This is a genomic window from Streptomyces milbemycinicus (assembly GCF_002154605.1).
Taxonomy (GTDB): domain Bacteria; phylum Actinomycetota; class Actinomycetes; order Streptomycetales; family Streptomycetaceae; genus Streptomyces; species Streptomyces milbemycinicus.
The window spans coordinates 1-233 of the sequence record NZ_MUNE01000384.1; positions in this window are offsets into that span (position 1 = coordinate 1).

The window sequence follows — 233 nt, forward strand, 5'->3', positions numbered from 1 at the left end:
CGGGCGGCGCCGTCACCGACTCCCAGAGCGTGGCCACCCCCCGCGCCGGATAGTCCACGCGCGGCACCTCACCGATGGGCGCCGTCGCCTTGCGCCCGAACAGCGTCGGGCACAAGGTCAGCCCGCCGCCGGCCGGCACCCGGCTGTGGGTTCCCATCGGATGCAGCCGCAGAACCCCCGAATCCCACTGCACGTTGGGGTGCAGGCCTGCGAAGAGCGCCGCAGCGCCACCG